The sequence below is a fragment of the Maritimimonas sp. 2205BS37-2 genome (genome assembly GCF_056591755.1).
This window is the reverse complement of record NZ_JBWQOI010000001.1, coordinates 1,498,962-1,525,223: the sequence shown is the minus strand read 5'-3', so window position 1 is coordinate 1,525,223 and position 26,262 is coordinate 1,498,962. Positions and strand designations below refer to the sequence as shown.

At 33.3% G+C, this 26,262-nt stretch carries 26 protein-coding genes; 9 read left to right on the top strand and 17 right to left on the bottom strand.

Annotation, left to right across the window (positions count from 1 at the left end):
* Positions 1 to 35 precede the first annotated feature (35 nt).
* Entirely contained in the window at positions 36 to 497 is a 462-nt protein-coding gene (locus tag AC1EUU_RS07260) for a MarR family winged helix-turn-helix transcriptional regulator (protein ID WP_480200724.1), read from the bottom strand.
* Positions 498 to 653: 156 nt separating this feature from the next.
* Here AC1EUU_RS07260 and AC1EUU_RS07255 point away from each other — a divergent pair, with 156 nt between their 5' ends.
* Positions 654 to 1,292: a peroxiredoxin gene (locus AC1EUU_RS07255; protein WP_480200723.1), complete on the top strand. Its 639-nt coding sequence runs from the start codon at positions 654 to 656 to the stop codon at positions 1,290 to 1,292.
* 71 nt (positions 1,293 to 1,363) lie between these two features.
* Here AC1EUU_RS07255 and katG read toward each other — a convergent pair whose 3' ends face one another.
* Positions 1,364 to 3,559, bottom strand: a complete 2,196-nt coding sequence (gene katG, locus AC1EUU_RS07250) for a catalase/peroxidase HPI (protein WP_480200722.1) — start codon at positions 3,557 to 3,559, stop codon at positions 1,364 to 1,366.
* Between the two features lie 210 nt (positions 3,560 to 3,769).
* Between katG and tpx the strand changes: the two genes are divergently transcribed.
* The 7 genes from tpx to lpxK all read left to right on the top strand — a co-directional run bounded on the left by tpx (position 3,770) and on the right by lpxK (position 11,486).
* Complete coding sequence (tpx, locus tag AC1EUU_RS07245) at positions 3,770 to 4,276, top strand: thiol peroxidase (RefSeq protein ID WP_480200721.1); 507 nt, start codon at positions 3,770 to 3,772, stop codon at positions 4,274 to 4,276.
* Entirely contained in the window at positions 4,269 to 4,640 is a 372-nt protein-coding gene (locus AC1EUU_RS07240) for a diacylglycerol kinase family protein (RefSeq protein WP_480200720.1), read from the top strand. The genes tpx and AC1EUU_RS07240 overlap by 8 nt, the downstream gene beginning before the upstream one ends.
* Positions 4,641 to 4,702: 62 nt before the next feature.
* Positions 4,703 to 7,090, top strand: coding sequence for a DNA translocase FtsK (locus tag AC1EUU_RS07235; protein ID WP_480200719.1), 2,388 nt, complete (start codon positions 4,703 to 4,705; stop codon positions 7,088 to 7,090).
* 1 nt (position 7,091) lies between these two features.
* Complete coding sequence (gene lolA1 / locus AC1EUU_RS07230) at positions 7,092 to 7,739, top strand: outer membrane lipoprotein periplasmic chaperone LolA1 (protein WP_480200718.1); 648 nt, start codon at positions 7,092 to 7,094, stop codon at positions 7,737 to 7,739.
* Between the two features lie 102 nt (positions 7,740 to 7,841).
* The gene (locus tag AC1EUU_RS07225; protein WP_480200717.1) at positions 7,842 to 9,284 is read left to right on the top strand and encodes an LptF/LptG family permease; all 1,443 of its coding nucleotides are present in this window, start codon (positions 7,842 to 7,844) and stop codon (positions 9,282 to 9,284) included.
* Position 9,285: 1 nt separating this feature from the next.
* Positions 9,286 to 10,431, top strand: a complete 1,146-nt coding sequence (ribB, locus tag AC1EUU_RS07220; protein ID WP_480200716.1) for a 3,4-dihydroxy-2-butanone-4-phosphate synthase — start codon at positions 9,286 to 9,288, stop codon at positions 10,429 to 10,431.
* Positions 10,432 to 10,451: 20 nt separating this feature from the next.
* The gene (gene lpxK, locus AC1EUU_RS07215) at positions 10,452 to 11,486 is read left to right on the top strand and encodes a tetraacyldisaccharide 4'-kinase (RefSeq protein WP_480200715.1); all 1,035 of its coding nucleotides are present in this window, start codon (positions 10,452 to 10,454) and stop codon (positions 11,484 to 11,486) included.
* On the opposite strand, the gene AC1EUU_RS07210 is transcribed toward lpxK, so the two are convergent.
* The 11 genes from AC1EUU_RS07210 to AC1EUU_RS07160 form a co-directional block, all read right to left on the bottom strand.
* Positions 11,487 to 12,035, bottom strand: coding sequence for a hypothetical protein (locus AC1EUU_RS07210; protein WP_480200714.1), 549 nt, complete (start codon positions 12,033 to 12,035; stop codon positions 11,487 to 11,489).
* Between the two features lie 6 nt (positions 12,036 to 12,041).
* The gene (locus AC1EUU_RS07205) at positions 12,042 to 12,518 is read right to left on the bottom strand and encodes a hypothetical protein (RefSeq protein ID WP_480200713.1); all 477 of its coding nucleotides are present in this window, start codon (positions 12,516 to 12,518) and stop codon (positions 12,042 to 12,044) included.
* Between the two features lie 83 nt (positions 12,519 to 12,601).
* On the bottom strand, positions 12,602 to 14,260 hold the full coding sequence (locus AC1EUU_RS07200; protein ID WP_480200712.1) for a serine hydrolase domain-containing protein: 1,659 nt from the start codon (positions 14,258 to 14,260) through the stop codon (positions 12,602 to 12,604).
* Positions 14,260 to 14,679: a nuclear transport factor 2 family protein gene (locus tag AC1EUU_RS07195; RefSeq protein WP_480200711.1), complete on the bottom strand. Its 420-nt coding sequence runs from the start codon at positions 14,677 to 14,679 to the stop codon at positions 14,260 to 14,262. The genes AC1EUU_RS07200 and AC1EUU_RS07195 overlap by 1 nt, the downstream gene beginning before the upstream one ends.
* Positions 14,680 to 14,689: 10 nt before the next feature.
* The gene (locus AC1EUU_RS07190; RefSeq protein WP_480200710.1) at positions 14,690 to 15,457 is read right to left on the bottom strand and encodes a type 1 glutamine amidotransferase domain-containing protein; all 768 of its coding nucleotides are present in this window, start codon (positions 15,455 to 15,457) and stop codon (positions 14,690 to 14,692) included.
* A 76-nt stretch (positions 15,458 to 15,533) separates the two neighbouring features.
* Positions 15,534 to 16,580 (bottom strand): AraC family transcriptional regulator, encoded by a 1,047-nt coding sequence (locus AC1EUU_RS07185; protein WP_480200709.1) that lies wholly within the window; start codon positions 16,578 to 16,580, stop codon positions 15,534 to 15,536.
* A 366-nt stretch (positions 16,581 to 16,946) separates the two neighbouring features.
* Positions 16,947 to 17,813, bottom strand: coding sequence for a lipoyl synthase (gene lipA / locus AC1EUU_RS07180; protein WP_480200708.1), 867 nt, complete (start codon positions 17,811 to 17,813; stop codon positions 16,947 to 16,949).
* A gap of 52 nt (positions 17,814 to 17,865) precedes the next feature.
* The gene (locus tag AC1EUU_RS07175; RefSeq protein WP_480200707.1) at positions 17,866 to 19,083 is read right to left on the bottom strand and encodes an Nramp family divalent metal transporter; all 1,218 of its coding nucleotides are present in this window, start codon (positions 19,081 to 19,083) and stop codon (positions 17,866 to 17,868) included.
* Between the two features lie 102 nt (positions 19,084 to 19,185).
* Positions 19,186 to 19,746, bottom strand: coding sequence for an RNA polymerase sigma factor (locus AC1EUU_RS07170; RefSeq protein WP_480200706.1), 561 nt, complete (start codon positions 19,744 to 19,746; stop codon positions 19,186 to 19,188).
* Complete coding sequence (locus tag AC1EUU_RS07165; RefSeq protein WP_480200705.1) at positions 19,746 to 20,855, bottom strand: glycosyltransferase; 1,110 nt, start codon at positions 20,853 to 20,855, stop codon at positions 19,746 to 19,748. Before AC1EUU_RS07165 ends, AC1EUU_RS07170 begins: the two co-directional genes overlap by 1 nt.
* Positions 20,856 to 20,870: 15 nt before the next feature.
* The gene (locus tag AC1EUU_RS07160; protein ID WP_480200704.1) at positions 20,871 to 21,074 is read right to left on the bottom strand and encodes a membrane or secreted protein; all 204 of its coding nucleotides are present in this window, start codon (positions 21,072 to 21,074) and stop codon (positions 20,871 to 20,873) included.
* A 136-nt stretch (positions 21,075 to 21,210) separates the two neighbouring features.
* On the opposite strand from AC1EUU_RS07160, the gene aqpZ reads away from it, so the two are divergent.
* The gene (gene aqpZ / locus AC1EUU_RS07155; protein WP_480200703.1) at positions 21,211 to 21,891 is read left to right on the top strand and encodes an aquaporin Z; all 681 of its coding nucleotides are present in this window, start codon (positions 21,211 to 21,213) and stop codon (positions 21,889 to 21,891) included.
* A gap of 162 nt (positions 21,892 to 22,053) precedes the next feature.
* On the opposite strand, the gene AC1EUU_RS07150 is transcribed toward aqpZ, so the two are convergent.
* The 4 genes from AC1EUU_RS07150 to AC1EUU_RS07135 all read right to left on the bottom strand — a co-directional run bounded on the left by AC1EUU_RS07150 (position 22,054) and on the right by AC1EUU_RS07135 (position 26,159).
* The gene (locus AC1EUU_RS07150) at positions 22,054 to 22,554 is read right to left on the bottom strand and encodes a DinB family protein (protein ID WP_480200702.1); all 501 of its coding nucleotides are present in this window, start codon (positions 22,552 to 22,554) and stop codon (positions 22,054 to 22,056) included.
* 159 nt (positions 22,555 to 22,713) lie between these two features.
* On the bottom strand, positions 22,714 to 23,187 hold the full coding sequence (locus AC1EUU_RS07145; protein ID WP_480200701.1) for a hypothetical protein: 474 nt from the start codon (positions 23,185 to 23,187) through the stop codon (positions 22,714 to 22,716).
* A 713-nt stretch (positions 23,188 to 23,900) separates the two neighbouring features.
* Entirely contained in the window at positions 23,901 to 24,908 is a 1,008-nt protein-coding gene (gene murB / locus AC1EUU_RS07140) for a UDP-N-acetylmuramate dehydrogenase (protein ID WP_480200700.1), read from the bottom strand.
* Between the two features lie 60 nt (positions 24,909 to 24,968).
* The gene (locus AC1EUU_RS07135; RefSeq protein WP_480200699.1) at positions 24,969 to 26,159 is read right to left on the bottom strand and encodes a pyridoxal phosphate-dependent aminotransferase; all 1,191 of its coding nucleotides are present in this window, start codon (positions 26,157 to 26,159) and stop codon (positions 24,969 to 24,971) included.
* Positions 26,160 to 26,262: the final 103 nt, after the last annotated feature.

Sequence of the window (26,262 nt, the reverse complement as noted above, 5' to 3'; positions counted from 1 at the left end):
TATATTAATTGTATATACAAGTATATTTATAAAAATTATTCACTTATTTCAGATAGATTGGCTCTCAGAGCTTCAGTTATCACATCTAGTTGTTTAATATTATATAGCCCTAAAATAGTTTCAACTTTTTGATGTAGATCGTGCCAAATTGGAGCGACTTCTTCTAATAATTTATAGCCTTCACTCGTAATATATAGTAAGGAATTTCTAAGATCATTGCCTTTTTCTGAATGCACCCATCCTTTTTCCTTTAAACGTTTTAAATCTCTGCTCATAGTAGATTGATCTAAGATCAACATGTCTGCAATGGCCTTCTGGTTAATACCATTTTTTTTACCTATAATAAATAGTATAGATAGCATACTACCCCTTAATCCAAAAGGGTTGATTTTTTTTTGATATGCAGAATTTAAAATACGGTGTAATTTTCGCAATTTCGCATTAATACAAAATTGTGGCTCAATAACATCAAAATTTGGAGTTTCTATGTTTTTCATAATTGATTGTAAATATACAAATTATTTGTATATACATGTTTTTTTAATGCTAATAAATTCTCGCTATTATTTTATAAAATTTTTAAATACAAGAGGTACTGTTTGCCAAATTCAGTTCGTATATTTGCCGCTTAATTTTAAAAAACTAAAAACATAATGGCTGTATTAGTAGGCAAAAAAGCTCCTGAATTTTCTGCACAAGCTGTGGTAAACGGAGGCGTATTTGAAGAGAATTTTTCATTAAATCAATATATCGATAACAAATATGTAGTATTATTCTTTTATCCTAAAGATTTCACGTTTGTTTGTCCAACAGAATTACATGCGTTTCAAGAGAAATTAGCAGAATTTGAAAAAAGAAATACTGCCGTAGTAGCTGTTTCTACAGATACTGAACAATCGCATTGGGGATGGTTACAATTAGCAAAAGACCAGGGGGGCATTAAAGGAATCACATATCCTTTAGTTGCTGACACAAATAAAACAATTTCAAAAAACTATGATGTGTTAGCAGGCGATTATTATTATGATGATAATGATATGCTACAAGCTGAAGGGGAACTTATCGCTTATAGAGGTCTATTTTTAATAGATAAAGAAGGTGTGGTACGTCATCAGATTGTGAACGATCTACCTTTGGGGAGAAACGTTGATGAAGCTTTACGTATGATTGATGCTTTACAGTTTAATGAAGAGCACGGAGAAGCGTGTCCAGCCAATTGGAATGCTGAAAAAGAAGGTTTAAAAACTACCCATGAGGGTGTTGCTGAATATTTGGCGAAACACTTAAATTAGAGATATAAACGCTCATTAATAAAAAAGGCCAGCTTTTAAAAACTGGCCTTTTCATTTTAAACAGAGATAGTTTAGTTTAAATCAAAACGATCTAAATTCATTACTTTCGCCCAGGCAGCAACAAAATCGTTCACGAACTTTTGTTCTCCATCATTAGCACCGTAAACCTCACATATTGCTCTTAATTCTGTGTTTGAGCCAAAGATTAAATCAGCCCGAGTAGCTGTAAATTTAACTTTACCTGTGCTACGATCACGCCCCTCAAATAAAGTATCATCTTCATTAATTGCATTCCAGGTATATGTGAAATCTAGAATATTTGTAAAGAAGTCATTGGTTAAGCGTCCTATCGTATCTGTAAAAACACCATGATTGGAACCATCAAAGTTAGCACCAAGTACGCGTAGTCCACCTACAAGCGCGGTCATTTCCGGTATCGAAAGTGTCAATAAATTGGCACGATCTACTAATAGATCTTCGGCTGCAGCTTTTAAATGAGGATTCATATAATTTCTGAATCCATCTGCCAATGGTTTTAAGTGATTAAATGATTCAATGTCCGTTTGTTCTTGAGAAGCATCACCTCTTCCTTGTAAGAATTGTGCAGAAACCGAATATCCGGCCTTACCAGCTGCCTCTTCTACAGCAGCATTTCCGGCTATTACAATTAGATCTGCCATAGATACTGTTCCTGAAAATTCATTTTGAATACCTTCTAATGTATTTAACACCTTTTCTAAATTCGCCGGATTATTCACTTCCCAACTTTTTTGAGGTTCTAAACGCAAACGACCTCCATTAGCACCACCCCGCATATCAGAACCACGATAGGTAGAGGCAGAAGCCCAAGCTGTTCTTACTAATTCAGAAATTGATAAATCAGAAGCTAAAACCATTTTCTTAAGTGAAGAAACATCATCATTACTCAATGTATAACTAACCTTAGGTATTGGATCTTGCCAAATTAATTCTTCTTGAGGCGCTTCGGGTCCTAAATAACGATCGATCGGTCCCATATCTCTATGTGTTAACTTAAACCAAGCTCTAGCGAACGCATCTTCAAAAGCAGCATGGTCTTCATGAAAACGTTTTGATATTTCTAAAAATCCAGGGTCCATTTTAAGCGCCATATCAGCCGTAGACATGATCAATGCTTGCTTACCATTAGCATCGCCAGCTTTCGGAGCCATTCTTGCATTTGAAGCAGCAGAAGGAGTCCATTGATGTGCTCCTGCCGGACTTTTGGATAACTCCCAGTGATAATTCAATAATACATCAAAATAATCATGATCCCATTCAGTAGGGTTTGGAGTCCAAGCTCCTTCTAAACCACTTGTAATGGCATCATCTAAAACACCGGTTCCAAATGTATTTTTCCATCCTGTACTCATTTCCTCGATGGAAGCTCCATGAGGTTCGGCACCTACATATTGGTCTGGATCGGCTGCACCATGCGCTTTACCAAAAGTATGTCCGCCCGCAACAAGCGCTACAGTTTCCTCATCATTCATAGCCATTCGTCCAAATGTAATTCTTATATCATGTGCAGACTTTAAAGGATCTGGAATCCCATTAGGCCCTTCTGGATTTACATAAATAAGTCCCATATGAGCAGCGCCTAAGTGTCCTTCTAATTCACCGGTTTCATAGCGGTCGTCATTGCCTAACCATTGATTTTCTGATCCCCAATAAATATCTTGTTCGGGCTCCCATACGTCTTCTCTACCACCGGCAAAACCAAACGTTTTAAATCCCATAGATTCTAAAGCACAGTTTCCAGCAAGAATCATTAAATCTGCCCATGAAATTTTGTTACCATATTTCTTTTTTACGGGCCATAATAATAATCTGGCCTTATCTAAATTTCCATTATCAGGCCAACTGTTTAATGGTGCAAAACGATGTGTTCCTGTAGCGGCTCCTCCGCGCCCATCTCCCACACGGTATGTCCCGGCGCTATGCCAAGCCATACGAATCATAAATGGTCCGTAATGTCCATAATCAGCAGGCCACCATTCTTGTGAGTTTGTCATTAAATCAATAACATCTTGTTTTAATTCATTGTAATTAATACTGCTAAACGCTTTGCTATAGTCAAAATCTTCACCCATCGGATTAGATTTTACAGCATGCTGTCTTAGAATATTCAGTTTTAATTCATTTGGCCACCAATCTCTATTAGTGGTTCCGCCGCCGGCACTTTGTTTATCATTTCCATTATGAAATGGGCATCCGTTTGCCCCATTTGTATTGTTATTTCCTTCCATGGTTATTTGTTTTTTGAGGTATCTAAAGTTACTGATTTTTGTTGTTAAAAGAAGATTCAAAAATTGATTCTAACTATTTTATAATAATCAATTTTTATAGAGAAGCTCTTACCTATAATAAATAGCTGTCATTGAAGAAAATATTTATACGCCTAGTTAGCATCAAATGTTTATTATTTTTTAATTTTAAAACTCAAAAAATATATTAATATGGCAACAATAACATTAGGAGGAACTCCTACGCAAACTATAGGTAACTTACCAGAAGCTGGTTCTCAAGCACCAGATTTTACTTTGAGAAAACCTGATTTATCAAAAACCAGCTTATCAGATTTTAAGGGATCAAAAGTGGTCTTGAATATTTTTCCTAGCGTAGATACTGGCACCTGTGCTGCTTCGGTACGCCAATTTAACAAGGAAGCGGCAGAATTAGAAAATACGAAAGTATTATGCATATCACGTGATCTGCCGTTTGCTCAAGCTCGTTTTTGTGCTGCTGAAGGTATAGAAAATGTATTATGTCTTTCTGATTTTGATACTGCCTCTTTTGGGAAGGATTATGGGGTGGAAATCGTAGAAGGACCTTTTGAAAATCTACATTCTAGAGTAGTCATTGTTTTAGATGAAAATGCAAAGGTTTTATATACAGAACAAGTACCTGAAGTTGGAGATGAACCAAATTATAAACCTGCGTTAGAAGCGTTGATGGATGCTTAAACAAAAAGATGATTTCTTTATTAGTAGAATAAAAAGTGTAAAATTCGCTTTAAGAGGTATTTGGCTCTTAATAACTACAGAGGCGAGTATTATGGTGCAATTTGTAATCGCAATACTCATGACCATTTTAGGTTTTATAGTACATCTATCGGCTACAGAATGGATATTACAATTTTTAGCTATTGGTTTGGTGCTTGTTGCCGAATCTGCCAACACAGCTGTTGAAAAATTGGCTGACTTCATACATAAAGATTATCATAAAGACATTGGCTTTATTAAAGACATTGCTGCCGGAGCTCCGGCTTTTGCAGCAATAATTGCGGCGATAATTGGCTTTATTATCTATTTGCCAAAATTTTCTTAAACCGTAATGATAAATAGCCACTCTTATAAAATTGTGTATTTTTGTGACATACTGAATTATTGATGGCAAAAAAGAAAAAAGGCACTACAAAAAAAAAGGGAAATAATCGCATAATTAATTTTTTTAAGAGTAAACAAACACATTTAATTTTTGGTGTTTTTTTAATGCTCTTTAGTATTTTCTTGTTGGTTTCTTTTTTCTCATTTTTTTCTAATTGGCAAGCAGATCAAAGTCAGTTAGCACAGTTTGCCGAACGTACTGAACAAGCTAAGAATCTACTAGGGAAATTAGGAGCGCAGGTGAGCCATTTTTTTATTTATAAAGGTTTTGGACTAGCGTCTTTTATACTACCAATTCTAATGTTTTTTACAGGATTGGTTGCCGCATTTAGTTTGCAGTTAAAACTTCTTCGAAAGTCCTGGTTTTTAGGACTTGTTTTTGCCGTTTGGATTTCTTTAGCTTTAGGCTTCTTTTTACCTGGTAAGCCATTATTTGGTGGAGTAGTGGGCTTTGAACTTAATGATTTTCTAAACGATTATATTGGAAAAACCGGAGTATTCTTAATATTGCTTTTTAGCATGTTGGCCTTTTTAATTTCTCGTTTTAAATTGACACCAGAACTTATTAAAGAAAAAATTCCGAAAAGGAAATTAAAAAATAAAGCTACAAATGTTGTAGATGATATAACTGATGAGGGCTATGTTACCGAGGCGATTCAAGAGAAACCAGTTTCTGAAATAGAATTAAAAATGCCGGAAACTCTAATTGTTGAAGAAAAAACAGTAAGCCCTGAATTAGAATTTGAACGTACAAAGAAAATAGTAGAGAAGGAAGAACCAAAAATTGATGAAATGAAAGTAGAGGTTGAAAAAACCTTTGAAGAAGATCAATTGGTAGAAAATCTTTCAAACAAATTGGTAGAAGATTTTGGCGAGTTTGACCCTACGTTAGAATTATCTCAATATAAATTTCCTACGCTAGACCTGTTAAATGATTATGGCAATCAAAATATAACCATTGATCAAGAGGAGCTAGAAATTAATAAAAACAAGATTGTTGAAACATTAAGTAACTATAAAATTGGTATAGCAAGTATCAAGGCAACCATTGGCCCAACGGTTACCTTGTACGAAATTGTACCCGATAAAGGTGTACGTATCTCTAAGATTAAAAACTTAGAAGATGATATTGCATTGTCACTTTCTGCATTAGGTATACGTATTATAGCACCAATTCCCGGCAAAGGAACTATTGGTATTGAGGTGCCAAATAAGAAGCCGAGTATCGTTTCTATGAAATCGGTGTTGTCAACTCAAAAATTCCAGAAAGCTAAAATGGAGCTTCCATTGGCTTTGGGTAAAACAATTTCTAATGAAACTTTTGTTGTTGATTTAGCAAAAATGCCTCACTTGTTAATGGCAGGAGCTACCGGACAAGGAAAATCAGTTGGTCTAAATGCTGTATTGACCTCATTATTATACAAAAAACACCCGGCAGAGGTGAAATTTGTATTAGTAGACCCTAAAAAAGTGGAACTGACCTTATTCAATAAAATAGAGCGACACTACTTAGCTAAATTACCAGATTCTGAAGAAGCCATTATTACCGATACTAATAAAGTGGTGAACACTTTAAATTCTCTTTGTATAGAGATGGATAATCGCTACGATCTTTTAAAAGATGCATATGTTCGTAATATCAAAGAATATAATGAAAAATTTAAGGCTAGAAAATTGAACCCAGAGAATGGGCATCAGTTTTTACCTTATATCGTCTTAGTTATTGATGAGTTCGCAGATTTAATTATGACTGCTGGAAAAGAGATTGAAGGCCCAATTGCACGTTTGGCTCAATTGGCAAGAGCAATTGGTATTCATTTGATTGTAGCAACACAAAGGCCTTCTGTTAATGTAATTACCGGATTGATCAAAGCGAACTTTCCTACAAGAGTGGCGTTTAGAGTTACTTCAAAAATTGATTCGCGCACAATTTTAGATGCGCAAGGGGCAGACCAATTAATAGGTAAAGGAGATATGTTAATTTCTACAGGAAGTGATTTAGTACGATTACAATGTGCTTTTGTTGATACACCAGAGGTCGACAGAATTACTGATTTTATAGGTTCTCAGAGAGCGTATCCTAATGCTCATTTACTGCCAGAATATGTTGGCGAAGAGAGTGGCACAGGTCTTGATATAGATATAGCGGATAGAGATGTACTCTTTGCTGAAGCAGCGCATGTTATTGTTAATGCACAACAAGGGTCGGCATCTTTATTACAACGAAAACTAAAGTTAGGGTATAACCGAGCTGGACGTATCATAGACCAATTAGAAGCGGCCGGAATTGTTGGGCCATTTGAAGGAAGCAAAGCACGACAAGTATTGATAAGTGATATATTAGCGCTTGAAGAATTTTTAAAAAATGAAACGAATAATAAAACCAATTAAAATGAAGAAGATTTTTACTTTTTTAATAGTATTTATTTCAACAACGGTAGCATTTGCACAAAACGGTGCAAAAGCACAGAAGCTATTAGATGAGGTCTCTGCCAAAATGAACTCCTATGAGAATATGTATGTAGAGTTTAAATATGTGCTAGATAATACTAAAGAAAATGTGCATCAAGAAACACGTGGTAACGCGACAATGAAAGGTGACTTGTATAATGTGAATTTTTTAGGTACAAATCAATTGTACGATGGTAAAAAAATATATACCATTATACCAGAAGATGAAGAAGTGAATATAACCGATGCTGATGCCGAAGAAGATGATACCTTAACTCCTTCAAAATTTTTCTCTTTCTATAAAAACGGATTTACATATGATTGGGCAGAACTTAAAAATGTAAATGGTAGAAAAATACAATATGTTAAATTAAATCCGATTGATAGTAATTCACCGATTGCTAGTGTATTACTAGGTGTAGATGTGAATACAAAACATATTTATAATCTAATTGAAACAGGAAAAAATACAACTGTAACCACATTAACAGTGTCTAAGTTTAAACCAAATCAGGAATTAGCGAGTAACTTTTTCTCTTTTGATGAAGCAAAATATAGAGCTAAAGGATACCTGATCAATAAACTTTAGTTATTGATAAAATAGAAGGTGAAATACCCTTGAAATAATTAAGTATTCTCTAACAAGGGAATACTTATTTTTTATGTAGTTTTGACCTGTTAAAATCTGACGTTGAAAATATTAAACAGATACATACTCAAGAGCTTTCTAGTACCATTTTTAGCTACTTTTTTTGTGATATTGTTTGTGTTAGTAATGCAAACATTATGGCTGCAATTTGATAAGATAGCTGGAAAAGGAATTAGCATACTTTTAATTCTTAAATTTCTTGGATACATAGCTCAGATGATGACGCCAACAGCATTGCCAATTGCAATTTTGCTTTCGTCAATTATGGCACTTGGTAGCTTGTCTGAAAATTATGAATTTGCCGCTGTAAAATCAGCCGGAATTTCCTTACAGCGATTTTTACGGCCATTAATACTTTTAATGGTGGTCTTGAGCGGATTAAATTTTTTGTTCCTAAATTATGCCTTCCCCAGAGCGGCATTTAAATTCAAGAACTTATTGCTCGATATGCAAAAAACGAAACCTGCATTAGCATTAATTCCTGGTTCCTTCAACACAGAAATACCTGGCTATAGTATCAAGTTTGCCGAAAAATATGGAGAAGAAGATAATCTCTTAAAAGATGTACACATCTATTATGATCTCGATAAAGGAAATGCAAATACTAAAGTTATTAAGGCAGAACATGGTAAGATTGTCTCGGAAGATGGTAGTAAATACATGACGTTAATTTTAGAAAAAGGTTATCATTACGAAGATATCATTCCTACAAAAAGAACCTATCAAAAAACGAAGAGTATGCCTTTTACGAAATCGTATTTTGATGAGTATACCGTGAATATTGATGTTTCTAAGTTAAGTGATATAAATGCATCAGAATACAAGCAAGATCGTGAGATGTTAAGCCTAAGACAGCTTGGTTATTATACTGATTCTTTAAAAACACCCTATGATGAATTTATAAAGAACAAAGCCGAAAGTTTTTATACTCGAGTAGGGGTAGGAGAAATGTATTCAGATTCATTATTTAAAAAAGATTTAGAGCCACAAATACTTGCAAATTTTGATTCAGTAAATAAGATTTTGGTATTAGATAATGCAGTTAGCAATATTAACAGAACTATTTCTGATATTTCTACTTATAAAAAGACTTTTAAAAATAAACAGAAGTTTCTCAATGTTTATAATACCGAATATCATAGACGATTGGCATTTTCAATCGCATGTTTGGTTTTATTTTTTATTGGAGCTCCGTTAGGATCTATTATAAGAAAAGGTGGTTTTGGACTACCTATGGTATTAGCAATCCTTATCTTTGTAATCTATTATTTTGTGTCTACTTTAGGAAGAAATATGGCACATTCGAGTTCAATAACAGCTGTATTTGGAGGATGGTTAGCGACCCTGATTTTATTGCCATTGGGCTTGCTACTAATGCGAAGAGCAACACAAGATAAAGGTATTTTCAATGTTGATCTGTTTTTACAACCAATTACAGACTTTTTTAAACGATTGTTTCAATCGAAAAAACGAAAAATAAATTAAGATGATTTCAACAAAACCAGAAACATTTAAACTCAATACGATCAAGGAAGCCGTTAAAGACATTAAAGATGGTAAACTGGTAATTGTAGTAGATGATGAAGATAGAGAAAATGAAGGTGATTTTATTGCAGCAGCAGAAACTGTAACACCAGAAATGATCAATTTTATGTCTAAACATGGTAGAGGGTTGATATGTGCTCCTTTAACTGTAGATAGATGTGAGGAATTGGGTTTAGATATGATGGTTAAAAACAATACCGTTTTACATCATACTCAGTTTACGGTTTCCGTTGATTTATTAGGGCACGGATGTACTACAGGGATCTCTGCACATGATAGGTCTAAAACGATAAAAGCATTAGTTGATGATACCACTAAACCTCATGATTTAGGACGCCCGGGACATATTTTTCCTCTAAAGGCAATGAATGGAGGTGTTTTGAGAAGAACAGGCCATACAGAAGCTGCGATAGATCTTGCACGTTTAGCAGGATTCAAACCAGCAGGTATTTTAGTTGAAATTTTAAATGAAGATGGTTCTATGGCACGTTTACCACAACTTATTGAAGTTGCGAAGAAACATGACCTAAAGATAATTTCTATAGAAGATTTGGTTGCTTATAGAATGCAACATGATTCATTGATTGAAAAAGTTGAAGATTTTACAATGGAAACCAGATTTGGTAAATTCCGTTTACGAGCGTACCAGCAAACAACAAATAATCAAGTTCATATAACATTAAGTAAAGGCGAATGGGAAGAAAATGAGCCTGTACTAGTACGCGTTAATTCAACACTTATCAATAATGATATTATAAGATTATTGACAAGCAAACCAGATGACACCTTTAGTAGAACATTTAAATTAATCAATGAAGCTGGTAAAGGAGTGGTTGTTTTTATTAATCAAGAGAACCAATCATTTAATCTAATTAATAGGTTAAAAATGATTAAAGATTTACAATCTGAAGTAGAGAATGAAGTGCCAAAAATTAAACTAGACGCAAAAGATTTTGGTATAGGAGCTCAGATTTTACATGACCTTAATATTAGTAAGCTTCGAATCATATCTAATAGCCCAACACTAAAAAAACGTGTAGGTATTATTGGTTACGGACTAGAAATTATAGACACAGTAACTTACTAGTATTTTATACTTTTACTATCGTGAGTTTAATCCGTAAAATATTATATCCATTTTCCTTACTTTATGGAGAGATTACAGGTACTCGCAATAAACTATATGATAAAGGTGTATTAAAGTCTACAAAATTTGATCTACCGGTTATAGTGGTTGGAAATTTAAGTGTTGGTGGTACCGGAAAATCCCCACAAATTGAATATCTAATTCGCCTATTAAAGGATGCTTATAAAGTAGCTGTGCTAAGTAGAGGTTATAAAAGGGCTTCAAAAGGTTTTGTAATTGCTAATAAAGATACTTCTGTAGAAAGTATCGGTGATGAGCCTATGCAATTTTACACTAAGTTCAAAGATGAGGTTACCATTGCCGTAGATGCCAATCGTGTAAATGGAATCAATCAACTTATTGAACTTAAAAACCCAGATCTTATTTTATTAGATGATGCCTACCAACACAGAAAAGTAGAAGCAGGATTTAATATTTTGCTTACATCATATGACAAGCTCTATGTAGACGATACCATGTTACCCACAGGAGATCTTCGCGAGAAAGTAGATGGAGCAGATAGGGCACAAGTTATTATTGTTACAAAGTGCCCTGAAACGTTATCAGAAAAAGAGCAATTCGAACTAAGCAACAAATTAAATAGCACGTTACATCAAACGGTATTCTTTACTAAAATAGCGTATAATGACTCTATTATTAGCAAGAAGAATAAGATTTTAATAGAAGATTTAAAAGAATATGAGTTGCTATTGGTAACAGGTATTGCTAAAACAAAGCCTTTAGTTGATTTTCTAAAAAAGCAAAAAGTTATTTTTGAGCACTTAACTTTTAAAGATCACCATAACTTCTCACAAGTTGATTATGCTAAAATTAACGATCAGTTCTCGAAATTGACTTCCGATAAAAAGATTATTCTGACTACTGAAAAGGATTATGTACGTGCTTTTTCAAGTAGTAATGATGTTTATTACTTACCCATTAAAACCGAGTTTATAGCCCACGGAAATGATTTCGATACTTTGATCAATGCCTATATTGAAAAGAGCAGAAAATAATTATTGATTTTCTTTTTTCCATTGCTCCCAATTGGAGGATCCTTCTCTCCATAGTGGAGTTGGTGTTATTTCCTTCGGATTTTTAGGATAAAGAACATACCAAGTGGTGGCGCTATACCTATCCGTACCACCACCAACTAAACTGTCTTTAAAATAATCAACCATAATAGCAGACGAATATCCATTAGTACCTGCAATTTTTGTCCAATGATTTTGCATTCTAAATCGCAATTTTAACGAATCATTTTCAATAGCCGGTGCTTGGCCAATAATTGTTTTGATTTGGGCAAACACCTCCTTACCTTCAAAAATGGTAAGAAAATCGGCACTAGCCACATGTTCAACTCTATTGCTTCCCCAACCAATTCGAATCGGATATCCTAATCTAACTGCATTTAGGAGCTCGGATTTATCTCCAAAAATCGAATTTCCTTCGGCATCATTTTGAAATACTTTTTGCCAACCATAAGTATGTTCAGCGGTTTTCATTTTATCTGTAGTACATGAAATCAGTAATGTTAAAAGGAAGAATATTGAAATATTTTTCATGGCCATTTATTTTAAGAATAATGGTTTGGCGTTATTATCACTAATATTAGCGAACCAGGTCATTATATGGTTTTGTGGAATTCTTTTAATGAGCGTATCACGCTTTTTGTCATACCATACGGCATCAAATTCACCTTTGGTTGTAATCACCACTCTCCATTCTTCAACCAATTTTAAGGTGTCAGCGTAACTTGCGGATAACTGACTCCAATCTACCTTAGAAAGTACTTGAGGGTCTAAATGAGCTATTACTTCTTTTTCGTCTAAAATGGCTAACCAAATAGGTTCGCTTAAATGTTCAATACTATGATTTTTTCCTTTACTTCCCCAACCTATTTTTATTTCTGCTCCATTTCTTATGGCATTAATTACATTAGATTTTGATCCGATCAAGCTATTTCCTTCTTTATCATTTTTATAGATAATTTTCCATTCCTCATTTTTATCATTTTGTTTACATGAAGAAAACAATAAAAAAAGCATCAAGAAAATTAATCTATAACTCGAAAAATTGCTCATAATGAATGATTCATCCTTTAAAGATAATCATTTTATATAGAGAGAAATCATACCTTTTTAAATTTGAGATTAGTGAGGCCATCAGTAGTTATGGAAAACCCACTTATTTTATTCTCTTCATTTTTAATGAATTCAAGGCCAGAAAGCATATAGGTATTACTTCTAAACACTTGGTTAAAAACTGCATATAGTTGTGTTACCCCAGTTCTTAAGTTTCTTGCTTCTAGATTATCTTTTTTTAAAGTAAGTGTATACGCTACATCTAATTCACTGTTATAATAGGTTCCTTCATAATCTTTTAATTCTGTAAGTGTGGGTTTAGAAGGTTGATATTCTTTATAGATCTGAGGTTCGCTATCACCAATGGTTACCGAATATTGATCATTATTAAATGTTACAATAATAATATCATCACTGTCAACTACAAATTGAAATTTGTTTTTACTTAATGGCACCAATGCGGTTTCTCGGCCACTTTCTAATCGCTTATAACGGAGGGTATCACTTTTAATATATATTTGTCTTGCGAGCCCACTTTTATTCCTCCAATAAAAACCTTCATGCCTCTTGAGTTGATTTAATGATAGCTTTTTAGTGTCATCGTCATTAAATGTTATTGATTGGGGCCTTGGGAAGTCATCTTTTAATAAGTCGTAGGCCATAGACATTGCGGGCATGCCATTATATCTATTGTTGTTTCCTAAAACGAATGAAATAAAGTTTTTTGTGTGAAATCTAAAAATATTGCTTCCATAGCCGCCCATTAAACCAAATTGCCATATTGATTCCAACCCTCTTTCAAGATGGTCAAAATATCTTCCATACGTCATGGTGCCCCAAGAAGAAGTAAAATTTTTGCCTGAATCGGTAGTCACAAAAGTATCTAGTTTTTTAATAAGTTTTCCAAGTTGAGGTGTTGGGTTCGTATAGTTCAAATACCATTTGGCTAAATCTTCTGCAGATGTATATAGATTAGTTGCTCCAAGCGTTAAATCATTAATAGGATTATAATTTATTTCTTCCTGAACTTGATATGACTTAGCCGTATTTTTCAGAATATTCCTTGTATTATTGAATATCGTATTATTCATTTCTAGAGGTTTAAATAAATGCTCTGATGTATATGCAATAAAGGATTGAGTTGATGCTTTTGCTACTATTTCTGATAATAAAATAATTTCGGTATCCGATCTGTGGTAAGAAAAGTCAGACCCAGGAATAAAATTCAATTCTTTTTGAGAACTGATTATTTTTAGTGCATCTTCTTTGGTAAATAGATCGTTCGGACGAATACCCAAGAGCTCTTTGATAGGATCTAAATTGTTTAAACCACTTGTATGATTTAGTAAGTGTTTAATTTTTATTGAATGCCTATATATTGGTAAATCTGGTAAGTATGTTCTGATGTTATCTTCAAGTGAGAGTTTTCCTTGTTGTTCTAAAAGTAGCACTGCTAGAACGGTGAACTGCTTGGCAAGATCATCAACTTGAAATTTGGTTTGAGGTGTTATCCTTTTTTGGGATTCAATATCTGAAGCGCCAAACCCTTTTAAGTAAATTATTTTTCCATTATGAATTGCACCAGCAGCAACTCCAGGTTTACTGGTATCTTTCCATGGAGAAAGAATACTGTCAAATCTTTGTTCAACTTGAGAGCAAAGATTAGTTGTATAAGCTATTAAGAGAAATACTAAAATTGGTTTCATTACTCAGGATAGTTTTTAAAAGTGAATGATTTGTGAATTATCTTCCATTGTCCATCGACTTTTAGAAGTAGCATATAATCGGTATAAATGCGTTTTCTGGCTGGCATTAAAATTTCTATTCTGGCCATTGCAGCATCGCCCTCGTAATCAATAGAAATTACTTTTCCAATACGATTACTTTTTCGCCCTGGCTTTACATTATTTATATATTGTTTACCAGACCAAACCCTTAAAGTATCATTGGCAACAAAGTAGAGATTGAAGTTTTCATCAAAAGCTTCCCTTAAACGATCTGGTTCACCATTCGCAGTGCCATCGATATAATCATAAAGCACTTTATTTATTTTTTCAATTTCTGATTGCGAGTTTGCATATGCGAAAGTGATGGCAAGTAATAAAAATGTAAAAAGTCTTTTCATTTGTATAATTTTAATTGTTTTGATTTTCTAATGCCTTGATAATTTCTTTTGCTACAGAAGCGGCAGCGGTTGGATCTTGACCGGTAATTAATCGCTCATCAACTTTAAAATAGTTGTCCCATCCTTTTTCAGAATAGCTAAAGTTTCCTCCCCGTTCTTTAATGAGCTCTTGAATAGAAAATGGAAATGTTTTATAGTATTGTGCATTTTTATTTTCGAATAGATCTGGAAAACCGTTTACCTGCTTTCCGCTATATAAATAGTTTCCATTTTTATCTTTTAGATGTACAATGCCCGCGGTTCCATGACAAATTGCTGAAACAATCCCATTATTATTATAAACAGAAGACGAAATGTTTTGAATGGTTTCATTTTCTGGAACCCCGAACATTGCTGCTCCACCACCTCCATAATACACAGCTTTATAAGCTTTTGGGTTGATCTTAGTAGCTTTAAAGGTTGTTTTGAGTTTATTCATAAACTTAGCATCGTATAGATACTTTTTCTCTATAGAGTCTGAGGTGTACAAGTAACCAAGAGGGATTGCTCCGCCATCTGGACTAACAAAATCTATGTGATAGCCATTATTTACTAATACATCATAGGCAAGAACTATTTCACCGAAGTGATTTGCAGTATTTATATCTGTATTGCCATATGTGTGTTGATTAGAAACAATGAATAAGATTTTCCCTTTAGATAAATCTTCTTCACTTTCTGATTTAACAGTACAACTAAAGGATAAACAAATGCCTAGTAAAAAGATAAATAAACGCATAACCGAAGTAATTTTCAGCTAAAATGAATCTTGAAACCCAAAAATGGTTTTTGAGTTATAAATTAGAAGTTCGGATTTATAAATTAAAACTGCTCTTAAATTGTGAAGGAGTTGTGCCGGCTATCTTTTTAAAGGTGGTGAAAAATGTAGATTTAGAATTGAATCCACATTCATAACCTACGGCTTCTAAGGTTATATTGTTATTCTGTATAAGCATGTTTTTAGCCGCTTCAATTCTATATTCATTAATAAAAACAGAAAAATTCTTACCAAGATTATCATTCAACAATTGAGAGAGTTGGTGTGTGGATAACTGTATTTTTTTTGCGACATCTGAAGATTTAAGATTTGCATTCTTAAACAACTCTTCATTGGCCATAATTACCTCTAATTTTTGAACTAATTCTACAGCTTTATTTGTGTCAATCTTTTTATCTGCATACTTATTATGTTTATTAAATAAAATGGCTTTTTGATTTCTATTAAAGAAAACAAATAAGATTAATAGATAAAGTAAAAATGAAAACGTTAATGCGCCCGATATATAATTGATAAAGCTCGTAAAGTAATAAGATGCTACAAGTGATAAATTACCGATGAGAATACTAAGTAACCATATATCTAAGCTTGTAAGTTTTTCATTCTTATTAAATATTTTTATAAAAATATGTCGTACCGTGTAAATTGAAGCAATTATATAGATAAACCATTGGATATAGATCGTTTTAATGAAATAGGGTCTCCAAAGTTTTATATTGGTTTCAAATGGATATAGATAGCCTACAATTACGGCAATTGGAAGTAAAATAGCAATATGATACTTCCAGATTCTTTTGATGTTACCTGTGGGCTCAGCTATAGATTTTATGTAGAAGTATAAAAATGGACCAACAAAAAAACAGGCTGTAAGTCCGAGTTGTAAGTAATCAAAAGATAGATCTGGATTAAAATAAAAGAATACAGATTTTCCTATTCTAACACTTAACATTAATAAGAAAGCACCCAAAAATTTATTAGATATGTGCTTTGGTTTAGCAAAAAGTAAGAAGTACATGCTTAATACGAGGCCATTAAAGGCACCCAAAGCGCTGAAAAAAAATAAGAGCTCTCTGCTAAATTCCATTTGCTAGAAATAATTTGCAGATAAAGATATTAATTTAACTGAAAGAAGAAATGTTAAAATAAAAAGCGCCCTCGAGAGAGGGCGCATTTCTTAACTAACTCAAATAATTCATACAATGAAAACAAACCTTTAATTTGCTTCACTATCTATATATCAATTCACGTGCCAAACTTTCAAAACTCTAAAATTTTTACATAAAAAAACGCCCTTTAAGCAAAGGACGTTTTCTTTTAACTAACTCAAATAATTTATACAATGAAAACAAACTTTATTTGTTATCAATAATATAACGCAAAGATCGAACGAAAATTGCTTTTTAAGAGTTAATGAACAGTTAAACAGGTGTTATAGAACTGTTAAGATTCTTTAGAGTATATGCTTTTGTGCTTTATATGATGAACGTACTAAAGCACCACTTTCTACATGTCTAAAGCCCATTTCTAGACCAATTTTTTGGTATTTATCAAATTGTTCAGGGTTTATAAACTCTTTTACCGGTAAGTGTTTTTTACTTGGTTGTAGGTATTGACCAATGGTAACAACATCAACATTATTGTTTCTTAGGTCTTCCATTGTTTGTAGTACTTCTTCTTCACGTTCTCCTAAACCTAGCATTATTCCAGATTTTGTTCTATTAATACCCTGATCTTTTAAATATTTTAGAACAGCCAAGCTTCTGTCATATTTAGCTTGAATTCGCACCTCACGGGTTAAACGTCGTACCGTTTCCATATTATGAGAAACTACCTCAGGAGCCACGTCAACGATTCTATCTAAGTTCTTATGAATTAATTGAAAGTCTGGAATTAAAGTTTCTAAAGTAGTTTCTGGATTAGCTCTGCGAATTGCTTTTACTGTTTCTGCCCAGATAATAGATCCTCCATCTTTTAAATCATCCCTATCAACAGAGGTAATTACCGCGTGTTTTATTTGCATCAATTTTATAGAACGAGCAACTTTTTCAGGCTCTTCCCAATCAACTGTTTCTGGTCTTCCTGTTTTTACTCCGCAAAAACCACATGAACGCGTACATATATTACCTAATATCATAAATGTAGCAGTTCCTTCGCCCCAGCATTCGCCCATATTTGGGCAACTACCACTAGTACAAATAGTATGTAAATTATACTTATCTACTAAACCACGCAATTCGGTGTACTTTTTACCAACAGGTAATTTTACACGAAGCCATTTGGGTTTTTTTACAGGTTGTATAACAGATGTTTCAGACATAATTGTTAATCAGAATGCAAATTTACAAAGAAATACTTTTTACACATACACATTATAGGTTCAATAAATACCAAACACTAAATCCAATTAAGAAAAGAATACCTAAGTAGCTCAATATCTTCATACCTAACGAAGGATGCCATTTTTTTGGAGTGTGCTTTCCAGAGATTAATATAAAATTCGCAATGGCATAAAAAGGAGCTGTTAAAAAGGATAAAATGGTAGCTATATAGACCATATCTTTCATGCTGTTAACAAAAAAAGAAAGTATTATGATAGTACCTGTTGAAAGTAAAAGTATCCAAACTAAATAATTAGCTTTAAATGTTTTATTAAATAATAATTCTGTAGACCTGGCCATGGCTCTAGGCGAAGCATCGAGTGTGGTTAGGGTGGTACTAAACATTGTTGTAAATGCAGCTATAGCGATAAAAATTGAAGTATTGCTACCTAAGCTTTGGGTGTAAAGGTTTATCAATTGTTGGGCAAACTTTCCTGCCGATCCGCTAAACTGCTCTCCCGATCCAAACATTACCAATGCTCCCAATGCAATAAAACAAATTCCTAAAAAAACAGTACCGATATAGCCTATATTAAAATCAAATAAAGCTTTTTTCGTATTAAAGTCTTCGCTTGTTGCCTTTTGCTTCTCAAGTGCCCATAATGAATGCCAAGCTGAAATATCAAGTGGAGCGGGCATCCAACCCAAAAAGGCAATTAAAAAAGCTATCTCTATACTCCCTTTGGGTATAATTTGAGTGAAATCTGATGGAGTACCAGAGTTAACTAGCGCCATGCTTACAGCAATAACAGTACTTAAGGTAAGAGTAATAATAATTACCTTGATGAGATTATCTAATACCTTATACTTACCAACCATAAGTATAAGAAGGCAAATAATTGTGATAATAATGCTCCATACGGTGGTATTAACGGTAATACCAAATAGGTTTGCTGCTAAACCTGCAGTAACAATGGTCACTGCGGCCTGGATGGTAAACATGGTTGCGAAAGTGAGCAAATAATAAGCCCATAAAACACCATTCCCTAATTTTTTATACCCATCAATTAAACTTTCACCTGTGGCCGAAGCATATCTTGGGCCGTATTGAAAGAATGGGTATTTAAATAAGTTTACTAATAACAGGGCCCAAAGTAAACCAAAACCAAAATCGGCTCCGGCTCTAGTACTTTGTACCAAGTGCGAAACACCAATGGCGGCTCCCGCAAACAGTAGGCCTGGTCCGAGAGATTGTAAGAGTTTTTTCATAGTTATTATGAATGTAATCGAAAATCTTATTAATTAAACTTGGTGAAATTAAGAATAAATTAATAAGTGGTTTTCAAAGTACAATAAGAATAAATGTTGAAATTAAGAATTAGAATTCTTAATAATTTCAGCCAAAAGCTTTTTTGCCCGAAGTAATTTTACCTTAACATTATTCATGGGCTCATTGGTTTCTTTAGCAATTTCTTTATAGCTCATTTCCTGAAAAAACCGCAGGTTTATAATCTCTTGATAATGGGGCTTTAACTGTTTTATATAAGCTAATAATTGAGCAAGATTTTGTTCAATGATTAATTTATCTACTGGGGTTGGTTCTTCATCTTTTACTCTGTACGCTTCAGAGTCATCTTTATGTATCGATACGGTCTCTGTTTTCTGTTTGCGAAGTTGATCAATTAGTAAGTTATTAGCAATGGTAAGAAGCCAGGTTTTAAACTTATATTTTTCGTCAAAAGAATCTATTTTATCGAACGCTTTTGCAAAACTTCTTATAGTAAGATCTTCGGATTCATTCTCATTACTAGTTTTACTGAACAAAAAACGATATACATCTTTCCAAAAAGTATTTAGAAGCAGTGTGTAAGCAGCTTCTTCACCTTTTTTAGCGTTTTGTATAGCTTCAATTATTTTATCTTTTTCACCCATTACCAATGCTTAGGTTTATTAAATACATTATTTACAAATAATAATAACTGTGAAAAGACTAATAAAAAATCTAAAATAGGAGATAGAAAGATAATATCCTTTTCATTCAATTTTGATGCAGCATTATAAATGGCAATGTATTGAGAGATTAGACGAATAGTTACTAATATAGTTACAGTTTGCCAATTAAACGAGAAAGCGAGTAAAATTATTGCTAACAACCAAAACGAGAGTTGCGAGCTATAAAATAAACCCAATAAGAACTTATGTGTGTTTTTATAATAGCTAGCTGTAGAAATATGTCTTCTTTTTTGCTTAGACCAAGAGGCTAAAGTTGTTTTTGGCTTAGAAATGGTAAAACTTTCTTTTGAAAGACTAAATGTGGTATTCTTTGAAGTTGCTATTTGATTGATAAAAAGATCATCGTCACCCGATTTTAAAGACTGATGCAATTTGAACCCATTAGCTTTATAGAAGAGTGTTTTTTTATATAGTAGATTTCTTCCAACACCCATATAAGGCAATCCTACTTTTGCATACGAAAAGTATTGAATTGCTGTTAGTAAGGTTTCGTATCGAATAAACTTATTAATAAATGACGGTAACTTTTGATATGCACCATAACCTAAAACTATCTGCTTTTCTTGATTAATATTCGAAAGCATTTCAGATATCCAGTTTGATGAGTTTGGGTAGCAGTCTGCATCTGTAAACAATAAAATGTCGTGAGTAGCTACTTCAATTCCTTTTGTAATCGCGTTCTTTTTATTACCGCTGTATGTTTGAGTGGCTTTAAGGTTTACCAATTTTAGATGCTTGTATTTTTCTTGAAAACTGATAATTATTTGTTCTGTTTCATCAGTGGAAGCATCATTGATTATAATAACCTCAAAATTGGCGTATTCTTGATCTAAAATGAGTGGCAAAAATTCTTGAAGATTATTTGCTTCATTTTTAGCGGCAATAATAATAGAAACAGGAGTATTATTTGAATGTTCATCATTATTATTTACAGTGGAAAATGCGAATTTTCCAAATAGGACTATCCAATAAATAACTTGAATGAAGGTAAAAAGTACAAAAAGGTAAAATAGGACTGTGAGTAGCATAAGCTACAAACTTACTTATTTATGTTGAGGTTCAGTACAAGTATCAAATTGATCGGGTGTTTTACCACAAAACCCACATGCATCGCCATCTTTATTCAACATTGGATTTTGACTAGCACAGGTACCGGCAAATTCTCCATCTTTTTTTGCCCATATTTTAATCGCAATTCCTGCAAATGCCAATGCTAATAACCCTAGTGTAATAAAAAACAATTTCATGCTAAAAATCTTTATGCAAAGATACAAAAAAGCCAAACTAAATAAGACGAAAAAAGAATATTGTATCTTTGAGATAATGTGACCTTATCTATTTGTAAGTGTCTTAATTATAATCAATTAATTAAATCTTTTTATTATGAAAAAATATCTAGCAGAGATGCTTGGAACATTTGTTCTTGTATTTATTGGCTGCGGTAGTGCGGTTATTGCTGGTGGTGATGTTGGGTTTTTAGGAATTTCTTTTGCGTTCGGTATTGCCGTTCTGGCTATGGTTTATGCTATTGGACCAATTTCAGGATGTCATATCAATCCTGCCATTACAGTGGCTATGCTCTTTTCAGGAAAAATTAATGCGAAAGACGCTGGTGGTTATATCGTATTTCAAATTATTGGGGCAATTTTAGGTGCAGGAGTATTGTATGTTATTGCTCAAGGTTTATCGGGTTATGATATTGTTGTAAATGGATTAGGGCAAAATGGCTATGGAACCGGTTCTCCAAATGGTTATGATATGCAAGCTGGCTTTATAGCTGAGGTAGTGTTAACAGCTCTTTTCTTACTGGTTATTTTTGGAGCAACACATAAAAATGCGAATGGAAAATTTGCCGGAATTGCAATTGGTTTAGCATTAGCCATGATTCATATTGTAGGGATTCCGGTAACAGGGGTTTCCGTAAATCCAGCTCGTAGTATAGGTCCGGCCTTATTTGTAGGTGGTGAAGCCTTGTCACAATTGTGGTTATTTATTGTAGCACCATTAATTGGAGGCTTAATTGGAGCCTTACTTTGGAAAGTAATTAAACCTCAAGAAGATTAATGAATAATTAAGCTTTCAAAGTATTAAATACCAGGCAAAATGCTTGGTATTTATATATAATTGAATTTTTTAGCTCTGAAGACCTCGCTATTGTGAGGTTTTTAATTTGTTTTGTAGTGTGACTTTATCACCGGAAATGTAAAAAACCAAACTCTAAAAGAACTAAGGAGCGGGGCTATTTTTAATTAAATACTTAATGATAATTCCTAATTGCCCTAAATGGTAGATATCATGATGAAGCATTCCGTTTATTAAAAAATGGTATTTATACACTCCTTTAAAGTCTGTGTCATAATATGTTTCATCAAGAAAAGAATCGTCTTTTGCCTTTAATAATGTAATTAAGTTTGAAAGGGTTGTGTCGTATTCTGATTTTATTTGAATCCAACCTTTAATTTTTAGCTTTTCATTTGTTTGCCAATTTTCTTCACAATCATCTGTTTTACTTCCTTTTCCTGTTTTGATTTTTAAGATGGCCTCATTTCTCCATAGCGTGAGATGAGAAATGATTTCGGCGATACTATGTAAATCGTCAATAGGTCGTGTAAAAACTAAGTCACTACTAATTTTATTCAATTTACTTTCGTATGAACTTCCTATCCAAATTTTCCCACTCTGAATTTCTATTAGTTGTTGAATGATGTGATTGATTAAAGTATTCATCAAATTAAAGTTGGTGAGCTAATTTCAATGAAAAATACCAGATAAGCAAAACAATAGATCTAGAATGAGCTATTCGAGCTGGGGATTTTATCTTTTTTTAAAAACTGAAGGTGTATATTTTATCACACCTTCAGTTTTAATTTTAACAGGTAAGAAAAATTACTGATTTACAGCAATTGTACTTCTGTTAGGAGTCATTTCAACTCTAGTTCTGTCCATTAATAAGTTTGTCCAAAAATCAACTTCTTCTTCACTAAATTTTGGAAAACGAACATGTAATAATTCGTGAATGATATCATCTTCGAGTAGCGGTCTAGTATGAAATATAGTGCCTTTTTTTTCTTCAAAATTAATGGCTATTCCTACAAATTCATGACCTGGAGTATCACCTTCAAGGGCGTCTGTTACTTGCATTTCAGAAATTAATTCACAGGAGATATTCCAGTTTGAAATTTGAAGCAAAGACTTCCATTGTTCTATCATTCTAGAACTTAAAAATGTTGTGTTATCAATTATCATAGCATTATTTAAGCCTTTCTCCTTGTTCTTTTGACAAAACCCTCCAGCATTCATAATTGCCGGTAGGAGACTGTGTAACTGCAAAATATCGATTGTTTTTTTCTCGTATGTCATATTCGCTTGATTCGAATTTAGACTTGCTTTTTACATCGTAAAAACTTAATTTTTCTTTCATGATTTGTTATATAATGGTTGAATTCAAGTAATAAACTAGTTTTATCAACCTGGTTAATAAAAAATTATTTGATAGTTCACAACGGCTTATTGAATACTAAAAATTAACATTTAGCTTAATTCAGTAACTATTGTGACCTGTATGTTTAGTCTATTTATGTTGATTAAATTGAGGGAGGTGCTCTACCGAGAATGTTGTTGTTTAAATTGAAAGGGGAAAAAGAATGTCTAACCTTCTTGACACCCTGAAAAAAGGCTGTCTTAATTGTGTAGGAATCTTGATTAAATATTAGTTCGAATTTTCTTGAAGTAATATATTTACAGAGTTCACATTCTTCAACGCCATCAGAAACATGCTGCTTATGTTCACAGTGATCTACTAAAGATACTTTATGATAAATACGTATGTGACAAAGGTTGCGTTCAAACTCTAGGTCGTCTTTGCAGTGATGTGAGTCGTCTTCATGGCTATGAAGTGAGTTAATAGGAATAAGCGTTACCGCCATGCAAAGCAATAGAAAATAAGCAATAAAACGTTTATAAGATGGACTCACATTGTAAATATAACTTAGTTTTTGGAAAATACAATGACTTCTTAGAATTTACCTTTATTTGGAGGACGCCAAACTTTGTTGCGAAATTGATTGTAAATTCTAAATAATATTTACTTCTGCTTCTAAGTTTATTCCAAATTTTTCTTTAACCGTATGTTGAATTTTCTTTGAAAGCTCGAAAATCTCTTGCCCTTTAGCGTTGCCATAATTTACAAGTACCAACGCTTGTTTTTTATGCACTCCGGCATCGCCAAAGCGCTGTCCTTTAAATCCGCATCGTTCAACCAACCAACCGGCAGGAACTTTTATTTCAGTTTCAGAAACGGTATAATATGGAACTTCAGGATGTTTATGTTGTAATTGCCTAAAATGATGTTTCGAAATGACAGGATTTTTAAAGAAACTACCGCTATTGCCTATTTCTTTAGGATCTGGTAATTTACTTTGACGAATTGCAATTACCGCATTCGATATATCTTTTATTGTAGGATTTTTAACCTCCGTTTTTTCGAGTTCTGATTGAATAGCGCCATAGGAAGTGTTAAGCTTATGACCTGTCTTCGTTAGCTTAAAGGTTACACTGGTAATAAGGTATTTACCCTTAGCTTCTCTTTTAAAAATAGAATCACGATAGCCAAATTCACATTCCGCATTTTTAAACGTAACCAAATCACCTGATTCAATTTCTAAGGCTTGGAGCTCATGCATAAAATCTTTTAATTCAACACCATATGCTCCAATATTTTGGATAGGAGCGGTACCAACATTTCCTGGGATTAGTGATAAATTCTCTACACCACCAAGATCATTTTCTAAACACCAAAGCACAAACTCATGCCAGTTTTCACCGGCGGCAACTTTTACAAAAATGTTATCTTCGGCAGAACGAAGAATCTCCTTTCCTTTTAAGTTAATATGAACAACTAATTGATCAATGTCTTTGGTCAATAGCATATTACTTCCTCCGCTAAGAATAAGGAAATCTTTATTTTTTGCAATCAACGCCTTCAGTTCATTTATAGAGGTTGCACTTATAAATTCTTTGGCTAAAACATCAATACCAAATGTATTATAAGGTTTTAAAGATATGTTTTGTTGAATGTTCAAATTTTTCTTTTTGCAAGGTCAGGAAAAATCGAGACCTTTCAACTAGGTTAAGATAGTATTTTAGTTATTATATTGCTTCAATGCTGCCTTTAAAATTTCTACAGCACGTATCATAGCTTCTTTTTTTAAGACGTAGGCAATCCGCACTTGATTAAGACCTAATCCTTCAGTTGAATAGAATCCAGCTGCAGGAGCAACCATAATTGTTTCTCCACTCAAATCAAATTTTTCAAGTAGCCATTGAGCAAAATCATCTGCGTTTTTAACTGGCAATTCGGCAATACAATAAAAAGCACCACTAGGCTTTGCTACTTTCACACCATCTATTTTTTTTAATTCAGTAATTAAAGTATTACGTCTATCTACATACTCTTCAATCACCTCGTTAAAATAACTTTGCGAAGTGTCTAAAGCGGCTTCGCTAGCAATTAATGCATACGTTGGTGGGCTTAAACGTGCTTGAGCAAATTTTAGGGCAGTTTTTATTACTTGTTTATTTCTAGAGACGATACAACCTATTCTGGCACCGCACATGCTATATCGTTTAGATACAGAGTCAATAACAATTGTATTTTCATTAATGCTTTCTTCTTGTAGAACTGAATAATGTGTGGCTCCATCATACGCAAATTCACGATATACTTCATCAGCAATCAAAAAGAGATCATGCTTTTTAACAATAGCGGCTAATTGTTGGATTTCTTCTTTACTATATAAGTATCCTGTTGGGTTACCAGGGTTACAAATAAGAATCGCTTTTGTTTTTGAGGTAATTAATTTTTCAAATTCCTCGATTGGAGGCAACGCAAAGTTATCTTCGATTTTTGAAATTACTGGTACAACCTTTACTCCCGAAGCCGTTGAAAAACCATTATAGTTTGCATAAAAGGGCTCAGGTATAATTACTTCATCATCGGTGTCCATAATACTACCAAAAGTAAAGAGCAAAGCTTCACTGCCACCAGTAGTGACAATAATATCATTTGCATTTACCTCAATATCGTTTTTTGCATAGTAGTTTGCCAATTTTTCACGGTAGGTTTCAGATCCTTCTGACCGTGCATATTCTAAGACATCAATGTCAGCTTGCTTTACAGCATCCAAAGCTACTTGAGGTGTCTTAATATCGGGCTGACCTATATTGAGATGATAAACCTTTGTTCCTCTTTTTTTAGCGGCTTCGGCATACGGAACTAATTTTCGAATTGGTGATTCGGGCATTGCAATGCCCTTTTGAGATATAGTTGGCATGAACTTTACTTTAAAATTGATACAAATTTCAGAAATTAAAACGGATTGAGAAATACTTTTATCAAGATTTTATAAGCGTTAAAATTATGCTAAATATTTCGAC